This window comes from Enterobacter sp. 01-M-03-SI-ECC (genome assembly GCF_047530215.1).
GTDB lineage: Bacteria > Pseudomonadota > Gammaproteobacteria > Enterobacterales > Enterobacteriaceae > Enterobacter > Enterobacter chengduensis.
On sequence record NZ_JBLKDA010000006.1, the window covers coordinates 25,757 to 42,144 of the forward strand.

A 16,388-nucleotide genomic window follows, 5' to 3' on the forward strand; every position below is an offset into this window, starting at 1 on the left:
TAAGCAAATGCTTTATAAAGATAACTGCGATTAAGCAGCTTCTTTCGCATCGCGTACAGCAGCCAGAGTGCGAACCAGTTTGCCAGCCGCAGCTTCTTTCATGGTTGCCATCAGGCGTGCAATTGCTTCTTCGTAGGTCGGCAGGGTTGCCAGGCGATCGATTTGCGATGCCGGGATCAACTCACCTTCAAAGGCTGCAGCTTTGACCTCAAATTTTGCATTCGCTTTCGCGAACTCTTTGAACAGACGAGCAGCAGCGCCCGGGTGTTCCATAGAGTATGCAATCAGGGTCGGACCAACAAACGTGTCTTTCAGGCACTCGAACTGAGTACCTTCAACTACGCGGCGCAGCAGGGTGTTACGAACAACACGCATGTATACGCCAGCTTCACGACCTGCTTTACGCAGTTCAGTCATTTTGTCTACAGTAACGCCACGGGAATCCGCAACTACTGCAGACAGCGCGCCTTTGGCTACTTCGCTGACTTCAGCAACAATCGCTTGTTTGTCTTGAAGATTTAAAGCCATTAGCTTTGCTCCTGGATGTTTGCCGGAACTCATGTTCCGGAACTCACTTCACTCAACCCAACGGGAAGAGCGTCTTAATACGGTGAGCAGAAACAAGCCAGAATATTCAAAAAATAATCTTAGCGTTCTGTCACCGTCTACGCAGGGGATTAAGTCTCTTACGAAACACCTGCGGTCTTCGACGGAGGCCTGGATTAGGCCAGGCTCCAACGAACAAATCTTTTAGCCGCTAACTTTTGTTAGCAAACGTGGGGGTAAGATTGTAGACAAAATCACCGCCCACGTAAAGGCATTAGTTTGCAGCAGCGCTCAGGCCAGCCTGGTCAACTGCAACACCTGCACCCATGGTGGTGGAGATGCTAACTTTCTTGATGTACACGCCTTTCGCCTGAGTTGGTTTTGCTTTTTTCAGCGCAACCAGCAGAGCTTCCAGGTTTTCTTTCAGTTTGTCAGCGTCAAAGTCCACTTTACCGATGGTGGTGTGGATGATGCCGTTTTTGTCGTTACGATAACGAACCTGACCCGCTTTAGCGTTCTTAACCGCTTCAGCAACGTTAGGGGTTACAGTACCCACTTTCGGGTTTGGCATCAGGCCGCGTGGACCCAGAACCTGGCCCAGCTGGCCAACAACGCGCATTGCATCTGGAGAAGCAATAACAACGTCAAAGTTCATTTCGCCTTTCTTGATCTGATCAGCCAGATCTTCCATACCTACCAGTTCAGCGCCGGCAGCTTTAGCAGCTTCAGCGTTTGCACCCTGAGCAAATACAGCTACGCGAACGGAACGGCCAGTACCGTGTGGCAGTACAGTTGCGCCACGAACGTTCTGATCGGATTTACGCGCGTCGATGCCGAGGTTAACGGCAACGTCAACGCTTTCAACGAACTTAGCAGTTGCCAGTTCTTTCAGCAGAGCGATAGCTTCGTTGATGTCGTACTGTTTGGTCGCATCAACTTTGTCACGGATCACGGACATGCGCTTGGTCAGTTTAGCCATTTCTTAGTCCTCCACTACCAGGCCCATAGAACGTGCAGTACCTTCGATTGAGCGAGTCATCGCTTCAATGTCGGCACCAGTCATGTCGGCAGCTTTGGTCTGCGCGATTTCCTGCAGCTGAGCGCGGGAAATTTTACCCACTTTGTCTTTGTTCGGCTTACCGGAACCAGACTTGATACCAGCCGCTTTCTTCAGCAGAACTGCTGCTGGAGGGGTTTTGGTAACGAAAGTGAAAGAACGGTCAGCGTAAACAGTGATGACGACTGGGATTGGCAGACCTTTTTCCAGGGATTCGGTTTTGGCGTTGAACGCTTTACAGAATTCCATGATGTTCACACCCTGCTGACCCAGAGCTGGACCAACTGGTGGACTTGGGTTCGCCATACCAGCTGCAACCTGCAGCTTGACGTAGGCTTGTACTTTCTTAGCCATTCTAAAATCCTCTGATTGGGTAATAGCGCCTCAGGGAGGCTCCCCGTGAATAAAATTCGTTTTACGGGCGGGGCCCATAAAAACAAAAGGCGCGAAATTGTATTCCAATCTCGCGCCCTGTGCAACGATTAAATCGTCGCTTTTTTGATCGCTACTTAGGCTTTTTCGACCTGCGCAAAGTCCAGCTCTACCGGGGTCGCACGACCGAAGATAGAAACAGAAACTTTCAGGCGGGACTTCTCGTAGTCCACTTCTTCAACCACACCGTTAAAGTCAGCAAACGGACCGTCGCTAACACGAACCATTTCACCCGGTTCAAACAGCGTTTTCGGACGCGGCTTATCACCGACCTGCTGCAGGCGGTTCATAATCGCATCAACTTCTTTGTCGCTGATTGGCGCCGGACGGTCAGACGTGCCGCCGATAAAGCCCATCACGCGCGGTACGCTGCGCACCAGGTGCCAGCTCGCGTCGTTCATCACCATCTGAACCAGCACGTAACCCGGGAAGAATTTACGCTCGCTTTTGCGACGTTGGCCGCCACGGATCTCAACCACTTCTTCGGTCGGAACCATAACTTCGCCAAATAACTCTTCCATATTGTGTAATTTGATATGCTCACGCAGCGACGTTGCTACGCGGCCTTCAAAACCGGAAAACGCCTGAACGACGTACCAACGCTTTTTAGGGGCTTCAGACATCTTAGAACCTCAGGCCAGTAATAAAGGAAACCAGGCGAACCAGAATACCATCCAGTCCCCACAGGATCAGTGACATTACAGCAGTCACCGCCGCTACGATCAGCGTGGTGTGCAATGTTTCCTGGCGAGTCGGCCAAATGACCTTGCGGACTTCGGTACGTGCTTCGCGAGCGAAAGCAACGGTTGCTTTACCTTTAGTCGTCAACAGCGCGACACCGCCCGCTGCAGCAATCAGAATCACCACTGCCAGCGCGCGGAGCGGCAGCATCATGTCACGATAAAGATAGTTGCCAACGATTGCCACAATCAGCAGCACGGCAACAGCGACCCACTTCATCGCTTCCAGGCCGCGCCCGCTCCCTTGAGCTTCGGTATTCGCACTCATAAACCAACCTGTCAGAAGAATTCTACAAATAATTTCACCCCGCGAGTGCGAGGCGAGCCAAATCGAAACGCTAATCCCTTTATGGATTATACGCTCTCTGCAGAGCCTGTCTCAGCAATGATTATGACAAAAAGAATCACTGATGAGCCAGGTTCTGATGTGAAAGCGTGCAAAAAGGGCATCAAATGATGCCCTTTTCATGCGCATTGCGTCAAATGTTATCAGCGATTAGCCGAGAACTTTAGCAACAACGCCCGCGCCAACGGTACGGCCGCCTTCACGGATTGCGAAACGCAGACCGTCGTCCATCGCGATTGGGTGGATCAGCGTCACAACCATCTTGATGTTGTCGCCTGGCATTACCATCTCAACGCCTTCTGGCAGTTCGATGGTACCGGTCACGTCAGTTGTACGGAAGTAGAACTGTGGACGGTAGCCTTTGAAGAACGGAGTATGACGGCCGCCTTCGTCTTTGGACAGGATGTACACTTCAGATTCGAACTTGGTGTGTGGCTTGATTGAGCCTGGCTTCGCCAGAACCTGACCACGTTCGATTTCTTCACGTTTGATACCACGCAGCAGAACACCAACGTTCTCACCAGCACGGCCTTCGTCCAGCAGTTTGCGGAACATTTCAACGCCAGTACAGGTAGACTTCGCAGTCTCTTTGATACCAACGATTTCAACTTCTTCGCCAACTTTGATGATACCGCGCTCTACACGACCGGTAACAACGGTACCACGACCGGAGATGGAGAATACGTCTTCGATTGGCAGCAGGAATGGCTTGTCAATCGCACGCTCTGGTTCTGGGATGTAAGAATCCAGGAAGCCAGCCAGTTCGATGATTTTCGCTTCCCACTCTGCTTCGCCTTCCAGCGCTTTCAGCGCGGAACCACGAACGATTGGGGTATCGTCGCCTGGGAAATCGTATTGAGACAGCAGTTCACGAACTTCCATCTCTACCAGTTCCAGCAGCTCTTCGTCATCAACCATGTCGCACTTGTTCAGGAACACGATGATGTAAGGAACGCCTACCTGACGACCCAGCAGGATGTGCTCACGAGTCTGAGGCATTGGGCCGTCAGTCGCAGCAACAACCAGGATCGCGCCGTCCATCTGCGCAGCACCGGTGATCATGTTTTTAACATAGTCGGCGTGGCCTGGGCAGTCTACGTGTGCGTAGTGGCGAGTCGGGGTGTCGTATTCAACGTGGGAAGTGTTGATGGTGATACCACGAGCTTTTTCTTCTGGTGCGTTATCGATCTGGTCGAATGCACGAGCAGAACCACCGTAGGTTTTTGCCAGAACGGTAGTGATTGCAGCGGTCAGCGTTGTTTTACCATGGTCAACGTGGCCGATAGTACCGACGTTAACGTGCGGTTTTGTACGTTCAAACTTTTCTTTAGACATCGATTGTCCCTCTAAGACACGGATAAATCGGTGATATCACCACATCAACCAGGCGAAATGCCTGAATTGTTGAATACAGTAAAATTGAAACAGAGAGAAACGGGAAGGAGAAGTGAAGTGGTGCTGATACCCAGAGTCGAACTGGGGACCTCACCCTTACCAAGGGTGCGCTCTACCAACTGAGCCATATCAGCACGTATTGGAGCGGGCAGCGGGAATCGAACCCGCATCATCAGCTTGGAAGGCTGAGGTAATAGCCATTATACGATGCCCGCATCCTGAAACTCGGCTACCCAGTTCTTTCTGTAACAAAAAAAGAGATTTCTCTCTTTTTCAGTTTGAGCTGGCTAATTTTTCCAACCAGCTCCGGCGGCATTTACGCTGCCAGAAAGTGGTGGTGGGGGAAGGATTCGAACCTTCGAAGTCTGTGACGGCAGATTTACAGTCTGCTCCCTTTGGCCGCTCGGGAACCCCACCGGACTTGATGGTGCCGACTACCGGAATCGAACTGGTGACCTACTGATTACAAGTCAGTTGCTCTACCTACTGAGCTAAGTCGGCATCAAGTAGCGCGCATTCTATGGATCCCTGCGCGGTCATGCAACTAAAAATTTGCATAAAACGTTCTTTCGCTCACATTTTATGCGAAGAGCGCATCAAGCGCTGTAAAAGTAGTCATTCGAGGTCAAATATTCAACATTTCACCGTGATTTGCACCGTATTCACCGTAGCGTGACGGCTTCCGCGTAACGCAGCGCTTTCCATCTTTTTTCTTATTATTCCTGCCATCTGGTGTTAACCTCCTGCCCATTGTCCAAAATTAACTGTGTGATGAGCCACGATCCGGCAGTGTAGCGCTGGCTCACTGAAGCATGCTTATGAGCAAAAAAGAGCAAACGTTAATGACGCCTTATCTTCACTTTAACCGCAGCCAGTGGGCTGCCCTGCGTGATTCCGTCCCTATGACGCTGACGGAAGGTGAAATCGCACGGTTAAAAGGGATAAACGAAGATCTGTCCCTTGAAGAGGTGGCAGAAATTTATCTCCCCCTCTCTCGCTTGCTTAACTTCTATATCAGCTCGAACCTGCGCCGTCAGGCCGTGCTGGAGCAGTTTCTCGGGACGAACGGTCAACGCATTCCTTATATCATTAGCATCGCAGGCAGCGTGGCCGTGGGTAAAAGTACCACCGCGCGTGTCCTGCAGGCGCTGTTGAGCCGCTGGCCGGAGCACCGCAGCGTGGAGCTGATCACGACTGACGGCTTCCTGCATCCGAACGAAGTATTAAAAGAACGCGGCCTGATGAAGAAGAAAGGCTTCCCGCTCTCTTATGATATGCATCGTCTGGTGAAATTTGTCTCTGACCTGAAATCCGGCGTGCCGCACGTCACTGCCCCCGTCTATTCGCATCTGATTTACGATCGCATCCCGGGTGGAGATAAAACGGTGGTCCAGCCGGACATCCTGATTCTGGAGGGTCTGAACGTACTGCAAAGCGGCATGGACTATCCTCACGACCCGCATCACGTATTCGTCTCGGATTTCGTCGACTTCTCTATTTATGTCGATGCGCCGGAAGAGCTGCTGCAGAACTGGTACATCAACCGCTTCCTGAAGTTCCGCGAAGGGGCGTTCACCGATCCTGACTCTTACTTCCATAACTATGCGCAGCTGTCGAAAGAAGAGGCCATTAAGGTAGCCACCGGGCTGTGGAATGAGATCAACTACGTGAACCTGAAAGAGAACATCCTGCCGACGCGCGAGCGCGCGAGCCTGATCCTCACCAAGAGCGAGAAGCACGCCGTCGACCAGATTCGCCTGCGGAAATAATCAGGCAGAGTAAAAAAAACCGGCCTGGCGCCGGTTTTTTTCGTTATGCGTGTGGCTTCTCGCCGTTTTCATCCTGATCGACCGCGAAGCAGGCCACCAGCTGGCCGCCATAATCCTTCAGCTGCGGCTGGAGCTGGGTGCACGGACCAAAGCGGCGGCTGCAGCGGGCGTTGAATGCACATCCCGGCGGTGGATTCAGCGGGCTTGGCAGCTCGCCCGTCAGCTTAATACGCTCACGACGATCGTCCGGGTTCAGACGCGGCGTCGCGGACAGCAGCGCCTGGGTGTACGGATGGCGAGGGTTATTAAAGATCTGGTCTTTGGTCCCCTTCTCCACGCAGCGTCCCAGGTACATCACCATCACCTCATCGGCAATGTGTTCCACTACCGACAGGTCGTGGGAGATGAACACGTAAGAGAGCCCCAGCTCCTGCTGGAGATCCATCATCAGGTTTAGCACCTGCGCACGCACGGAAACGTCGAGGGCGGAGACCGGCTCATCGGCAATCACCACGTCCGGATCGAGCATCAGCCCGCGGGCGATAGCGATACGCTGACGCTGGCCGCCGGAGAACATGTGCGGGTAGCGGTCGTAGTGCTCGGTTTTCAGGCCGACCTTTGCCATCATCGCCAGCGCTTTTTCCCGGCGCTGCTCTTTGCTCAGATTGCTGTTAATCAGCAGGGGCTCTTCCAGAATCTGCCCCACTTTCTTACGCGGGTTCAAAGAACCGTACGGGTTCTGGAACACAATCTGGATTTTCTGACGACGCAGCTTCTGCGCCTGCGGATCGTGCTTGAGCAGATCCTGGCCCTGATAATAAAGCTCGCCGCCGGTCGGCACTTCAATCATCGTCAGCAGACGGCCCAGCGTGGATTTCCCGCAGCCCGACTCCCCCACCACCGCCAGCGTTTTACCGCGTTCGAGGTTAAAGGAGACGCCGTCCAGCGCTTTCACCAGGCGTTCAGGGGCAAACAGCCCCTTCTTCACCGGGTAGTATTTTTTCAGATCGATGGCCTGCAGCAGCGGCTGTTGCGTGGTGGCCTGTTGCGTACTCATAGTGTTGGCCTCCCGGCATCATCGAGTGGGTAGTGGCATTTCGACTGACGACCGTCAGCAAGCGTGTTCAGCTCTGGCTCTTCTGCCCGGCACTTGTCCGTTGCATACGGACAGCGCGGATTGAGCAGACAGCCCTGCGGACGGTCATATTTACCCGGTACCACACCCGGCAGCGACGCCAGGCGCGCTTTGTCCTGGGCAAACTCCGGCAGCGCGCGTAAAAGCGCCTGGGTATACGGGTGACGCGGCGCGCGGAAAATATCGTGCGAGCTTCCGGCCTCGACCACCTGGCCGGCATACATCACGATAATCTTGTGCGCGGCTTCGGCCACCAGCGCCAGATCGTGCGTAATCAGGACCAGCGCCATATTCTCTTTCTGCTGCAGCTCCAGCAGCAGCTCGATGATTTGCGCCTGAATGGTCACGTCCAGCGCCGTCGTCGGCTCATCCGCAATCAGCAGTTTGGGTCGACAGGCAATCGCCATGGCGATCATCACGCGCTGGCTCATCCCACCGGAGAGCTGGTGCGGGTAAACGTCCAGACGCGACGCCGGGTCAGGAATACCCACCTGGTTCAGCAGGTCGATCGCGCGCTGGCGACGGGTTTTCTTATTCCCGCCCTGATGCACCTTAATCGCTTCCATAATCTGGAAACCCACGGTGTAGCACGGGTTAAGGCTGGTCATCGGGTCCTGGAAAATCATCGCCACTTCGGCGCCCACCAGCTGGCGGCGCTGTTTTTCAGAAATGCGCTTCAGATCCTGACCGTTGAACTGCAGGTTTTCCGCCATCACGCGGCCCGGGTAATCAATCAGCCCCATGATCGCCAGCGAGCTCACTGACTTACCGGAACCGGACTCCCCGACAATGCCCACCACTTCGCCCTGATTTACGCTGTAGCTGATGCGGTCCACGGCGCGAAACGGGGTGCCCTCGTCACCGAAGTGCACCGATAATTTATCTACATTTAATAACGCCATCTCGTGCCTCTTACTGCTTCAGTTTGGGATCAAGCGCATCACGCAGGCCATCACCCATCAGGTTAAATGCCAGCACCGTCAGCAGGATTGCCAGACCCGGGAAGGTGACAACCCACCAGGCGCTTTGTGCGAACTGCAACACGTCGGAGAGCATGGTGCCCCACTCCGGTGTTGGCGGCTGCGCACCCATGCCCAGGAAGCCAAGAGCGGCCATATCAAGAATGGCGTTAGAGAAACCGAGCGACGCCTGAACAATCAGCGGCGCAAGGCAGTTAGGGAAGATATTCACGAACATCTGACGCATCGCCCCGGCTCCCGCTACGCGAGACGCGGTGACGTAATCGCGGTTCACTTCCACCAGTACCGCAGCACGGGTCAGGCGGACGTAGTGAGGAAGCGCCACGAAGGTCAGCGCCAGCGCGGCGTTACCAATCGACGGACCGAAGATCGCCACCAGCACCAGCGCCAGCAGCAGGCTTGGCAGCGCCAGCATGATGTCGACGATACGCATGATGATGTTATCAACGATACCGCCGAAGTAGCCGGCAACCAGGCCGAGTACGACGCCCATGATCAGCGACAGCACAACAACGAGACAGCCTACCAGCAGCGAAAGGCGCGCGCCGTACATCAGGCGCGACAGCACGTCGCGGCCCACGTCATCGGTCCCCAGCAGGTGCGCCAGGCTGCCGCCATCCTGCCACGCAGGCGGGGCGAGCAGCGCATCGCGGAACTGATCCGCCGGGTTATGCGGTGCGAGGAAGTTCGCAAACACCGCAATCAGGATCATGATAACGACATACACCAGCCCTACTACCGCGCCTTTATTGCGCTTGAAGTAGTGCCAGAATTCCTGCAGCGGCGTCATTGGAACCGGTGCAGCGACCACTTTATTTTGAGTGACTTGTGACATGATGGCCCCTTACTTCTTATGACGAATACGCGGGTTCACCACGCCGTACAGCAAATCGACCAGCAGGTTGACGAGGATAATCATCGTCGCGACCAGCAGCACACCGCCCTGCACAACCGGATAGTCACGGCGCTGCAGCGCGTCAATCAGCCAGCGTCCCAGACCCGGCCAGGAGAAGATGGTTTCGGTCAGGATCGCCCCCGCCAGCAGCGTCCCCACCTGCAGACCGATAACGGTCACCACCGGCAGCATGGCGTTACGCAGCGCATGGACGATAATGACGCGCATACGGGTTAACCCCTTAGCGCGCGCGGTGCGGATATAATCCTCGCCCAGTACTTCCAGCATGGATGAACGGGTCATACGCACGATCACCGCCAGAGGAATGGTGCCCAGCACCATGGCAGGCAGGATCATGTGCGCCACGGCGTCAATGAAGTTGCCCTCTTCACCCCAGATAGCCGTATCAATCAGCATAAAGCCGGTCAACGGATTGGTGTCGTCGAGGAAGACCATATCGCTGACGCGCCCGGAGACCGGCGTCAGGTTGAGCTGCACCGAGACCAGCATGATCAGCATCATGCCCCACCAGAAGATAGGCATGGAGTAGCCGGTCAGCGCCAGGCCCACGGCAGTATGGTCAAAAATAGAGCCACGCTTGACGGCCGCCAGTACCCCGACAGGAATACCCACCGCAGTGGCGAAAATCATGGCGCAGACGCCAAGCTCGAGCGTCGCTTTAAAACGCGGCACGAACTCGTCCCACACCGGAAGACGGCTTTTCAGCGAAATCCCTAAATCACCGTGCAGCACGCCCCAGATATAGTGGAGATACTGCTGCCACATCGGCTTATCGAGACCGAGTTCCGCCAGCAGCTGTGCATGGCGCTCAGGGGAAATACCACGCTCGCCCGCCATAATCATTACCGGGTCGCCGGGGATCATATGGACGAAGGCAAAAGTGAGAAGGGTGATACCGATAAACGTGGGGATAACAAGTCCCAGACGTCGGAGGATGAACTGCAACATAACCCGGATTCTCTCTGATGACGCACGACTCATGGCGTGACGTCTGTATTGCTCACAAATCTTATTCCCTCCCCTTTTAGGAAGGGAATAAAGCACTGCTGCCGGGTGGCGCTACGCTTACCCGGCCTACATACCGTAGGCCAGTGCAAGCGCAGCGCCGCCTGGCGTTGCTTTTAATTATTCAACCGATACGTTTTCGAAGTGGTGTTTGCCCAGTGGATCAACCACGTAGCCCTTCACTTCTTTACGCACTGGCTCGTACACGGTGGAGTGAGCAACAATCAGCGCCGGAGCCTGATCGTGCATAACAACCTGAGCCTGCTTGTACAGTTCAATACGTTTGTTGTGATCGTCGGTCGCACGCGCCGGCTGGATCAGATCTTCAAACGGCTTGTAGCACCAGCGGGAGTAGTTAGAACCGTCTTTCGCCGCTGCGCAGCTGAACAGGGTGGCGAAGAAGTTGTCCGGATCCCCGTTATCACCGGTCCAGCCCATCATGACCGCCTGGTGCTCACCCGCTTTGGCGCGCTTCAGGTACTCGCCCCACTCGTAGGTTACAATCTTGGCCTGTACGCCAACCTTCGCCCAGTCAGCCTGAACCATTTCGGCCATACGGCGTGCGTTCGGGTTGTACGGACGCTGTACCGGCATCGCCCACAGCTCAACGGTAAAGCCTTTATCCTGGCCCGCTTCTTTCAGCAGCGCTTTCGCTTTCTCAGGATCGTAGGTGTAGTCCTTAACGTCGTCGTTATAGCCCCACATGGTCGGTGGGATCAGGTTCTTGGCGGCAACGCCCGCGCCCTGATAAACGGCTTTGATGATCGCTTCTTTGTTCACCGCGTAGGTCAGCGCCTGACGCACCTTCACGTCATCAAACGGTTTCTTCTCGGTGTTGAAGGAGAGATAGCCCACGTTCAGGCCAGCCTGCTCCAGCAGGTTGATGTTCTTGTCCTGCTTCATGCGGGCGATATCAGCCGGGTTCGGGTACGGCATCACCTGGCATTCGTTTTTCTGCAGCTTGGCATAACGCACGGAAGCGTCAGGCGTAATGGAGAAGACCAGACGGTCAATCTTCGGCTTGGTGCCCCAGAAGCCTTCGAATGCTTTATACAGAATGCGGGAGTCTTTCTGGTACTGCAGCAGCTGGAACGGGCCGGTACCGATTGGGTTCAGGTCCACTTTTTCCGGCGTACCGGCTTTCAGCATGTTGTCCGCGTACTCTTTAGAGAGAATAGAGGCGAAGTCCATGGCCAGGTCAGCCAGGAACGGCGCTTCCGGACGCGTCAGCACGAACTGAACGGTGTTATCGTCCACTTTTTTCACTTCTGAGATCAGGTCCGGCAGACCCATCCCTTCGAAGTATTCATAGCTGCCGCCAGACACTTTGTGATACGGGTTCTGGGCATTTTTCTGACGGTCGAAGGAGAACACCACGTCGTCGGCGTTCAGGTCGCGCGTGGGTTTGAAATCTTTGCTGTCCTGCCACTTCACGCCCTGGCGCAGGTGGAAGGTATAGGTTTTACCGTCTTCGCTGACGTCCCACTTCTCGGCCAGACCCGGAATCACTTCCGTAGTACCGGTTTTGAATTCAACCAGACGGTTATAGATCGGTACAGAGCTTGCGTCGTACGTCGTACCAGAGGTAAAGAGCTGTGGGTTAAAGCCTTCCGGCGAGCCTTCAGAACAGTAAACCAGGGTTTTTGCCTGTACGCTTGCTGCCACGGTCATAGCCACCAGGCTCAGACCAAGCTTCAGCATCCCTGACTTCTTCAAGGAAATACTCATTATTCTGCTCCAATGTGATGTTTTGCTTTGTTGTGTTACGCCGCCAGACCTTTATTTATTTTTTACCCGGTCCGGTCGGTGGTGCCCGAAGGCAGTAAAGGGATGGAGAATCCTTTCAGAAGAGCGTTTGAGTTGCAGCGCAGATCGTCCCTGAAATGCCCCTCATGCCCTACAATCTGTCAACAGAATGTGAAAACGTCAATACAGGTGACGGGCATTTACGCTGAGTGTGAGAAACCGCAAACAAAGATTAAAAAAACTCTATGCGCCAGTTTTCAGCAGGGAAATTTATGCTACTCGCTATCTTGCAGCACAACTATCTTCATATTTCGCAACAATCAGTGATTAACTTTTATTCAGAATGGGTAAATTTTCTTGCAGAATGGTGATTATCTGAGCACTAAATACCGCGAACGTTAAAACGCACAGCGAAAAATGCTGAGGTTATCCATAAGTAACGCGAAAAAAGATCAATCTATATATAAAAAAATACAATGGATTATGTCACAAAATCGTTAACAGGCAGGCTTAAGCGAGGATAAGGGACATTTTGCAGGGTCGAATGGAGTAACCCGCTAATGCAAAAAGGGCTAACCTTACGGTTAGCCCTTTTCAGAATGTGGTCGGCGAGAGAGGATTCGAACCTCCGACCCACTGGTCCCAAACCAGTTGCGCTACCAAGCTGCGCTACTCGCCGAATGCGGAGCGCATCTTACTGCTGAGGTGCGCCCCCGTCAATCCCTTATTTTCAAAAAGCCATTCAACTGGCGATATTCTCGCCAGAGCAGCTACTGCGCGGCTTTTGCGGTGTTATCAGGGAGTTTACACCAGTTGTTGTTTTCGTTAATCCCACCGTTCGGTGAGGTATAGCCGAGACAACCCATAATGGTGTCGTACAGCTCAACGTGACGGCGCGGCACCTTCATTTCCGCCTCTTTCTTCAGCTGAGCAAACATCTTCGCCTTCTCCGGATTTTCCAGATACTTATCAGACATCCACATGATCATCGGCACGCGGAACTGTTCTGGCGGCGCCAGCTTGCGCGGCGTACCGTGCAGATGCTCTTTCTCATTAATGGATTCACCGTGGTCTGCAGCGTAAATCACAATCGCTTTTTTATCCCGCAGCTGGTCGATGACCCGGCTCAGGAAGGTATCCACGTACAGCACCGAGTTATCATAGGCATTGATCAGCTCCTGCTTGCTGCAGTCTTTGTTAATGCCCACGCACTCCGGCTGCCACTTCGCGAAATCACGCGTGTAGCGCTGGTAATAGCTGTAATGCGACCCTTTGGTGTGCAGAATAACCAGATGCTTACCCTGGGGATGGCTCTTGAGGGACTCCGACATCTCTTCCAGAAGCAGCATGTCGTCGACGTTTTTACCGCGGTTACGCGGCTCGGCGCCAATCTGCTCGCGGTACGCGATGTTGTCTGCCAGCGTGTTGGTGTAGAACCACATCTCACTTTGCATGGCGAACAGGTCAGCGCTAAACCCAAGCTGCTTCAGTACGGCAAACACGTTTTGCTCTTTCAGCGTGCGCTGCGGGTTATCGCTCGCACCGCCCTCACGCACAAACATGCAGCGCAGCGAGAGCTTCGTTGCGGTATCGCAGGAGTAGCCACGATAGGCCACCAGGTTCTTTTCCTGCGCCAGCTTCGGCGTGGTATCCCGGCCATAGCCCAAAATGCCCATATGGTCCCAGCGCGTCGTTTCGCCGATGACAAAGACGACGTAGGTATCATCCAGGCCGTCAGACGGGGCCTGATAGGTGAATTTTTTGGTCGGGTTAATCAGTGATTTCACATCGCTGGACTCATCCGCCTGCGCCCAGGCATACAAGCCTAGCGCAGACAGCCAGTTAGACGGCAGATAGGAGTTTGCCACCACGCCGCCATAGCTTGGCATATCCACGCCCGTCGCTTTCTCAATGCGTTTTTGCTGCGTTTCCATAAGGCGAATAGGCGCCCATACCAGCAGACCGGCCAGCAGCACGATGACGATATTGCGGATCCGCTGTCCACGCGTGCGCAGCTGGCGTAACAGCGTATAGCGGCAGGTATTGCTCCAGATAAAGAACAGCGGGATCAGACAGGTTAAAACCGTCCAGACGATAAAGCCTGTCCCAACCACCTCTTTTGAGAGATCGATATCCGTGGTCATCACCGAGGCCACGATACCGTAACCAATGACCACGTTCATAAAGGTCATGTAATAGCTTGCGGCAGCAGAAATAATCACCACCAGCGAGGCCAGAATTTGCCACGTACGTCGGCCAAAGAGGGAGAGCAGGCGCAACAGGAAGAAGGTCGCCAGAACAGAGCCAAACAGTTCAATCGCCGCGAAAATCCCATTTCTTACGGTGAAGTGTTCTAAATAACCTTCCACTCTTCTGAACAGCACCGCGCCATTCAGAAATAAACCAATATAGACAGCCAGCATCAGACACAATCGCTGCTGGGTAAGAGACCTAATATATTTCATGCAAACAACCCTGGGGGAAGGGGTATAAAAACCCGCCGAATCTCATCGAGAAAGCAGACAGAGTAAGTAGGTGCTGGAGAAACCGTTATCAGAAACGTCTACAAGCGCGATAAGTAGACCACAGCGGGGAAAAAAAGTGGCATCAGAGAGTGTGATTGCAGTAGATATTTACAAAAAAGAATTCAACGCGGAAGGATCAATAAGGGCCAGTGACCTGGCCCTTCATGGTTACTCATACACGACGCTAAAATTGACCGTGGCGTTCGCTTGACCACTGGTGGCGTCGCTTTTCACGGGCACATAGCTGGCGATATAGTTCAGCGCGTTTGTACCATTGAACCAGATGCTGTGCTCTACGGGGGTAGATTTCGTACTAACAGGATACTGCTGCACGCCACTTTTAGCTTTTATCTTTAGCGCAATACCCGTTGCGCCGCCGCTGTCGAGGGCGAACAGGTCCGGGTTTGTCGCATCCGGCGTACCGTCCATCGTGACGTAAACCCGCGCAACGTCCTGACAGTTTTTCAGCCCAATCGAGAACGCCTGCTGATTAAGCTCTCTTCCGACGATAGCCGGTTTTGATAGCGTAATCGTCCCCATATCGACATCAATGTTGCTCTTTTCCAGCTCGCAGGTTCCCTGACGAATGCTGATGGTAAAGTGCACGTCCCCCGCCGAGCCGATGTTCTGGATGCCTTCTGCCATCGCTACCGATGAGGCCAGCAGCCCACAGCCCGCCAATACATAGATGATTTTCATTGCCGTTACTCCACATCAATACGCAGGGTGGCAATGCCTTCGAAATCACCCGTTTTCGGCATTTTGCCGGTGGTGCTGATCGGCGCAAAAGTCAATGTGGTGGAAGCCATACGGTGAGTATCATCCACCAGTGGCGACACCGTCAATTCATGTTCGTAGGTGGTGTCGTTCGGCACCAACACTTTGCCGGTATCGGTCCTGACTATCGCCCCCAGGTCGGGGTTGCCCATGCTGATGGCCTGGCTGTAGTTCTCGTTTGGTATGCCTTCAATACGCAGATAGATTTTTACGCCATCTGAAATATTGGTACATTTAAACTGCAGGTTTTTAGTTGTCGCCGAGCCACCCACGGGCATCTGCCCTTTGCGGTCTTTAAAGTCATGTGCCTGAAACTCGCCAAATGGGATTTCCAGGGTGTTGCCACTCGAAAGCTCACAGCCCTGAGGTACAATAATTGTGCCGCTCAGATTTACCGCAGCAAGAGGACTAGTGCCATAAACACCGCGCTTACGAGTACCATATATATCCCAAATTTTTGTTTGGGGAATGGTCATTTCACCAACGAAAGGGTGGTTAATATACATGGTCAGTTTGCCCTTACCGCCGGTCTCAAACCCCATTCCTGGATCTGAGTTGTCCACATCACATAGCGCTCGATCGGCTCGCTCGTTAGAGGTATCGTCGAGAGGGGCGTTCACGTAATCACCTTTGCCGCCGCCAATCCAAACCGAAGATGCGATCTGAATATTATTGTTAACAACATAAAAGGTCTTTCCGCCAGAAATATGTCCTATCGGCAGAGACGAAACCGTCTTGTAAAAGAATTCGCTGGTGCCTGTTCCTGCTGGACATTCACAAACACCAGGATACTGCGTACCCATATTCCATGAATAAAAATCAGGGAAGGTCGCACCTGCAGTATTGTCTTTAATATTCGTCACAGTCTCATTCATTAAAGCACTGAAGATATGTGTCCCGCCAGTCGCTGTGCATGGCCCCCAATCAGCCGCCGCCAGCGCCTGGCTGGAGAACAGCGCCGACCCGCCCAGCAGGCCAGCAAACATCATCAATTTCTTGAACATAATCCTATCCTTCCC

The 16,388-nt window shown here is 53.7% G+C and carries 15 protein-coding genes and 5 tRNA genes; 1 reads left to right on the forward strand and 19 read right to left on the reverse strand.

What is annotated here, in order from left to right:
• Window positions 1-30: 30 nt before the first annotated feature.
• The 10 genes from rplJ to ACMWKK_RS07780 form a co-directional block, all read right to left on the reverse strand.
• Window positions 31-528, reverse strand: coding sequence for a 50S ribosomal protein L10 (rplJ, locus tag ACMWKK_RS07735; RefSeq protein WP_003862338.1), 498 nt, complete (start codon window positions 526-528; stop codon window positions 31-33).
• Between the two features lie 292 nt (window positions 529-820).
• Window positions 821-1,525, reverse strand: a complete 705-nt coding sequence (rplA, locus tag ACMWKK_RS07740; RefSeq protein ID WP_006810530.1) for a 50S ribosomal protein L1 — start codon at window positions 1,523-1,525, stop codon at window positions 821-823.
• A gap of 3 nt (window positions 1,526-1,528) precedes the next feature.
• Window positions 1,529-1,957 (reverse strand): 50S ribosomal protein L11, encoded by a 429-nt coding sequence (rplK, locus tag ACMWKK_RS07745; protein ID WP_008503452.1) that lies wholly within the window; start codon window positions 1,955-1,957, stop codon window positions 1,529-1,531.
• A 155-nt stretch (window positions 1,958-2,112) separates the two neighbouring features.
• Window positions 2,113-2,658 (reverse strand): transcription termination/antitermination protein NusG, encoded by a 546-nt coding sequence (gene nusG / locus ACMWKK_RS07750; protein ID WP_002438628.1) that lies wholly within the window; start codon window positions 2,656-2,658, stop codon window positions 2,113-2,115.
• A 1-nt stretch (window position 2,659) separates the two neighbouring features.
• A complete protein-coding gene (secE, locus tag ACMWKK_RS07755) occupies window positions 2,660-3,043 on the reverse strand; it encodes a preprotein translocase subunit SecE (protein WP_014068449.1) in 384 nt (127 codons plus the stop codon).
• A gap of 228 nt (window positions 3,044-3,271) precedes the next feature.
• Window positions 3,272-4,456 (reverse strand): elongation factor Tu, encoded by a 1,185-nt coding sequence (tuf, locus tag ACMWKK_RS07760; RefSeq protein WP_023326212.1) that lies wholly within the window; start codon window positions 4,454-4,456, stop codon window positions 3,272-3,274.
• A gap of 118 nt (window positions 4,457-4,574) precedes the next feature.
• Window positions 4,575-4,650, reverse strand: a tRNA-Thr gene (locus ACMWKK_RS07765).
• A 6-nt stretch (window positions 4,651-4,656) separates the two neighbouring features.
• Window positions 4,657-4,731 (reverse strand) — tRNA-Gly (locus tag ACMWKK_RS07770).
• A 117-nt stretch (window positions 4,732-4,848) separates the two neighbouring features.
• Window positions 4,849-4,933, reverse strand: a tRNA-Tyr gene (locus ACMWKK_RS07775).
• Between the two features lie 8 nt (window positions 4,934-4,941).
• A tRNA-Thr gene (locus ACMWKK_RS07780) sits at window positions 4,942-5,017 on the reverse strand.
• A gap of 317 nt (window positions 5,018-5,334) precedes the next feature.
• Between ACMWKK_RS07780 and coaA the strand changes: the two genes are divergently transcribed.
• On the forward strand, window positions 5,335-6,285 hold the full coding sequence (coaA, locus tag ACMWKK_RS07785; RefSeq protein WP_045331922.1) for a type I pantothenate kinase: 951 nt from the start codon (window positions 5,335-5,337) through the stop codon (window positions 6,283-6,285).
• Window positions 6,286-6,328: 43 nt separating this feature from the next.
• On the opposite strand, the gene dppF is transcribed toward coaA, so the two are convergent.
• The 9 genes from dppF to lpfD form a co-directional block, all read right to left on the reverse strand.
• Complete coding sequence (gene dppF / locus ACMWKK_RS07790; RefSeq protein WP_032644494.1) at window positions 6,329-7,342, reverse strand: dipeptide ABC transporter ATP-binding subunit DppF; 1,014 nt, start codon at window positions 7,340-7,342, stop codon at window positions 6,329-6,331.
• A complete protein-coding gene (dppD, locus tag ACMWKK_RS07795) occupies window positions 7,339-8,322 on the reverse strand; it encodes a dipeptide ABC transporter ATP-binding protein (RefSeq protein ID WP_045331924.1) in 984 nt (327 codons plus the stop codon). The genes dppF and dppD overlap by 4 nt, the downstream gene beginning before the upstream one ends.
• 10 nt (window positions 8,323-8,332) lie before the next feature.
• Window positions 8,333-9,235, reverse strand: a complete 903-nt coding sequence (gene dppC, locus ACMWKK_RS07800; RefSeq protein ID WP_045331926.1) for a dipeptide ABC transporter permease DppC — start codon at window positions 9,233-9,235, stop codon at window positions 8,333-8,335.
• A 9-nt stretch (window positions 9,236-9,244) separates the two neighbouring features.
• A complete protein-coding gene (gene dppB / locus ACMWKK_RS07805; RefSeq protein WP_014882057.1) occupies window positions 9,245-10,264 on the reverse strand; it encodes a dipeptide ABC transporter permease DppB in 1,020 nt (339 codons plus the stop codon).
• Window positions 10,265-10,441: 177 nt separating this feature from the next.
• Window positions 10,442-12,049 carry a dipeptide ABC transporter periplasmic-binding protein DppA gene (dppA, locus tag ACMWKK_RS07810; protein WP_045331928.1) on the reverse strand — a complete coding sequence of 536 codons (1,608 nt, stop codon included), beginning with the start codon at window positions 12,047-12,049 and terminating at the stop codon, window positions 10,442-10,444.
• Window positions 12,050-12,669: 620 nt separating this feature from the next.
• A tRNA-Pro gene (locus ACMWKK_RS07815) sits at window positions 12,670-12,746 on the reverse strand.
• Between the two features lie 91 nt (window positions 12,747-12,837).
• Window positions 12,838-14,532: a kdo(2)-lipid A phosphoethanolamine 7''-transferase gene (eptB, locus tag ACMWKK_RS07820; RefSeq protein ID WP_112780101.1), complete on the reverse strand. Its 1,695-nt coding sequence runs from the start codon at window positions 14,530-14,532 to the stop codon at window positions 12,838-12,840.
• 228 nt (window positions 14,533-14,760) lie between these two features.
• A complete protein-coding gene (lpfE, locus tag ACMWKK_RS07825) occupies window positions 14,761-15,291 on the reverse strand; it encodes a long polar fimbrial protein LpfE (RefSeq protein WP_112780100.1) in 531 nt (176 codons plus the stop codon).
• 5 nt (window positions 15,292-15,296) lie between these two features.
• On the reverse strand, window positions 15,297-16,373 hold the full coding sequence (lpfD, locus tag ACMWKK_RS07830) for a long polar fimbrial protein LpfD (protein ID WP_112780099.1): 1,077 nt from the start codon (window positions 16,371-16,373) through the stop codon (window positions 15,297-15,299).
• Window positions 16,374-16,388 lie beyond the last annotated feature (15 nt).